The sequence below is a fragment of the Mesonia phycicola genome, assembly GCF_900141885.1.
GTDB classification, from domain to species: Bacteria; Bacteroidota; Bacteroidia; order Flavobacteriales; family Flavobacteriaceae; genus Mesonia; species Mesonia phycicola.
Genome location: NZ_FQYY01000028.1, coordinates 1 through 3,690 on the forward strand (window position 1 = coordinate 1; position 3,690 = coordinate 3,690).

Annotated in this window: 4 protein-coding genes; all 4 read left to right on the plus strand. The window is 30.1% G+C overall.

Annotated features, from left to right (window positions below; genetic code table 11):
• Nucleotides 1-210 precede the first annotated feature (210 nt).
• The 4 genes from BUC03_RS14875 (at nt 211) to BUC03_RS14890 (ending at nt 3,547) form a co-directional block, all read left to right on the plus strand.
• Entirely contained in the window at nt 211-561 is a 351-nt protein-coding gene (locus BUC03_RS14875; RefSeq protein ID WP_073153899.1) for a hypothetical protein, read from the plus strand.
• A 147-nt stretch (nt 562-708) separates the two neighbouring features.
• Entirely contained in the window at nt 709-1,314 is a 606-nt protein-coding gene (locus BUC03_RS14880; RefSeq protein ID WP_073153902.1) for a hypothetical protein, read from the plus strand.
• A gap of 189 nt (nt 1,315-1,503) precedes the next feature.
• Entirely contained in the window at nt 1,504-2,142 is a 639-nt protein-coding gene (locus BUC03_RS14885; RefSeq protein WP_073153905.1) for a hypothetical protein, read from the plus strand.
• A gap of 43 nt (nt 2,143-2,185) precedes the next feature.
• Entirely contained in the window at nt 2,186-3,547 is a 1,362-nt protein-coding gene (locus tag BUC03_RS14890) for a tetratricopeptide repeat protein (protein WP_143159221.1), read from the plus strand.
• Nucleotides 3,548-3,690: the final 143 nt, after the last annotated feature.

Genomic DNA, 3,690 nt, shown 5'->3' on the forward strand with positions numbered 1-3,690 from the left:
TCCTGCGGACACAGACGCAAAAGCGTCAAAGTTAGCTCTTTTTATTATCTTTACTCCTAACCTTCCCTTAGCTGGGAAATTATACAAAACCGTTGCCATTAATTTAAAACCACTGTCCTGAAATCAATATTTGCCATACTATTAAGTCTAAATTACCTAATCTTTAATCTGAATAGTGGAATAAAAACGACTGAAATACAAAACACGCGCTTGACTCAAAATAAAGATTGTGGAATTGAAAGCGTAACTCTGAAAACTGAACGAATTGAAAAGAAGCGTAAGTTTTTATTTTGGACTTTAAGACATAAAAAAGTAATTGTGATTGACCGAATTATTGACCAAAATGGGAACCAGGTCTTCGAGAAAAAATCAGTTTTTATAAGCTCAATGGATGCTTCTGATACAAGAAAATTTAATCGGATAAAAATTGTTGGAAATGAAATCTGGATTTTTAATCACAGAAAAAATTATGATAATGACGGACGAATAAAAAAATATAATTATTGCGGAGAATTCATCGGAACTAAAAATTGGGAAGATGGAGATTACTATGAAATATAAAAAACTAATGGCAACAATGTATAACTTCAATTGCTCCGTATTTGTGTCCTGCGGACACAGACGCTGGCGCGTCAAAGTCAGTTCTTTTTATTATCTTTAGTCCAAAATCACGCAACTGAAAGTTATACGTGACCGTTGTAAACAATTTTGAAAAAAAAATTCGGATACATACTAATAATTCTGATTTTATTTTCGTGTAATCAAACGGAAACTAAAAACACACCTGAAATCGAAATATTTTTGACTAAAAAGAGAATTAAGAGTTATCAAGGACTAGAAATATCTGAAAACAATATTGACAGTCTAGGATATAGATTTGTAGAAAGTCGTTTTGATTTCAATGTTATTAGACTAGACACAACAACTAACGAATTGATATTTTCTGGTGAATTTACAGCAAAAAAGACGGACTTAAGAGATAAGCCGTTTTTAGATAAAAGTAGAATAATCGATTTCAACCCAAAAAACGGACATCTTATTATTGACAGCATAGGTGCTAAACAAATTACTGAACTTCCAAGGTCGAATAATATGGGACATCAATTCGTTTTAACTGTTGACGGAGAACCTAAATTGTTTGGTTATTTCTATAGTTATCCGTTTAGTTATTATTGCCATACTTATACATACGACTTTTTGCGTCCAATTCTGATAACTGATTTTGAAATGACATATGGTAGGGAAATGCGAAAAGTTGACTTGGAAATTGAAAATCCTGAACTGTATAAAATTTTGTCTAATCGAGATAAGTAGTGAAAAAACTGTTTACAACAACGTATAATTCCAACTAAGGTTTAGTTGTTTCCTGCGGACACAGACGCAAAAGCGTCAAAGTTTGCTCTTTTTATTATCTTTACTCTTAACCTTCCCTTAGCTGGAAAATTATACAAAACCGTTGTGTGTCATTAAAAAACCGAACTTAAATTGAACTGAAACTAAAAAATGAATAAATTAATTGGTCTTCTAATTTTGCTAACAATCATCAATTGTGCGGATAATAAAAAAAATGGAACAGAATCTATTTCAAAATCTACTGAAAAAATAATAGAAAAGGCTAATTCGGAATCAAACACGAAGAAAAAAGAACTGACAGAAACTGAAAAGGAAATTGAAAGCGTAGCCTTATCTTTCCATAAATGGTATATTAAAAACACTAATGATATAAAATCCGAAATTCCAATAGATTTTGTTGTTACAGAAGGAAAAAATGATAGTTGTTTAGTAGATTATGAACCATATTTTAATGAGCTTCGAAAATTAGGAACAATTTCTAACTCATTTATGGAAAAAGAAAAAGAAAGAACTAAATCTTGTGCCGAAACTATTTCGAAAATGAAATGGAGTGAATATATCGGAGTTATTCCTGAAAATTGCGACGAATATTTATTTTGGACAAGGAGTCAAGAAGAAACAAGTGGAATTGAATTAATGGACATAAAACTGGAAAACAATAATTGGAAAGTTAAATTTCATTTATTCAACACTTTTGGTAATGAAAAAAACTATTCGCCTTATACTGGAATTATAACTGTAGAAAAGGAAAGTGAAAAATATATGATAACTAATATTAATTGGAACTGAAAATAACGCCACACAACACCGTATAATTCCAACTAAGGCTTAGTTGTGTCCTGCGGACACAGACGCAAAAGCGTCAAAGTTAGCTCTTTTTACTATCTTTACTCCTAACCTTCCCTTAGCTGGGAAATTATACAAAACCGTTAGCTGCAAGCTGAAAAAAATGACTAAAAAAGAAATCACAGAAAGAATAAGAGAAATAAAAAAACTCATTCAAGAAGATGAGGAATTTTCAGCTTCATTAAAATTTGAGGAACTTATCGAACAGTTGCATAGTGAGAAAAAATATCCTGCTGTAATCGAAAGTTTCAATAAGGTTTCAAAGCTAAGTTCTTCTTCAGAACTATATTATTCATTTGAGCTAGCTTTTGCTTTTGTAGAGTTAGATAACGAAAATATGGCGGAGAAGGTCTATGAATATCTGTTAATTTCAAACCCAGAAAATTCAGCAGTTTTAAATAACCTTTCAAACATAAAAAAACGAAAAAGAAAATTTAAAGAAGCTTTTGACCTAATATCTCAAGCATATGAGATTGAACCAAATGATGAAATCGTTTCGAATAACTATGACACTTTAAATCAAATTGTTTCAGAAATTAAAGAAAGAGAACAAAAGTTTAAACACTCTTTAATTTATCTTGAAAGAGAAAATAAATTTGTAATAAATAAACTTACGTTATTCATTCAGAATGCCAGAAAAGACGAAGCATTTAGCAATGGAATTATTGCTATTCCAAAATGGAAATTCAAAGTTTTTATGCAAACTGACGAGGACAAAGCTGAATCTTTAAGAAATCAATGGATTGATAAGAATTATATCTGTGAGACAGGACAACGTGGAGAATATTATGAAATAATTTATGAGATAAATCCTTTTTTAGAAAAAGCTATTTCAGAAATAAAATTAAAGGTTGTAAATGACAATTGGATTCAAGGAATAGAAAAACTCAACACAAAATCCCTTGAAGAAATTAATTATTACAGAAATCTTAAGAAGATAAACAAAATCAACAAACAGTTTAAAAAGTTAATTCTTCGAGACTATGAAGAGTTAACTTTAAACTATTTAATGAAAAATCATAAATCAACAATAATATTGTCAGGTTCATTAATTGAAACACTTTTGATTTATCACCTTAAAAAGAAAAAAATCACAAATGTTTCTTACGAAGTAAATAATAGAAAAGTAAGCAAAGGATTGTTTGAGGCAACCTTAAATGATTTGCTTCAATTTTTGGAACAGAAAAAAATGCTCGAGAAACACTTTGTTCATCTTGGAAACATTTCTAGAATTTTTAGAAATTATGTTCATCCAGGGAAAGAATTAAGAGAAACAGAAGAATTAGACCAATCAAAATCAAACATTTGTTACATAAGTGCATCTGAATTAATAAATACAATGATATAAAAAAGCCAGCAGCTAACAACGTATAATTCCAACTAAGGTTTAATTGTGTCCTGCGGACACAGACGCAAAAGCGTCAAAGTTAGCTCTTTTTATTATCTTTACTCCTAACCTTCCCTTAGCTGGGAAATTATACAAAACCGTTG

Coding starts and splice junctions, on each gene's coding strand:
- BUC03_RS14885 (WP_073153905.1), top strand. CDS start 1,504: ATGAATAAATTAATTGGTCTTCTAATTTTGCTAACAATCATCAATTGT.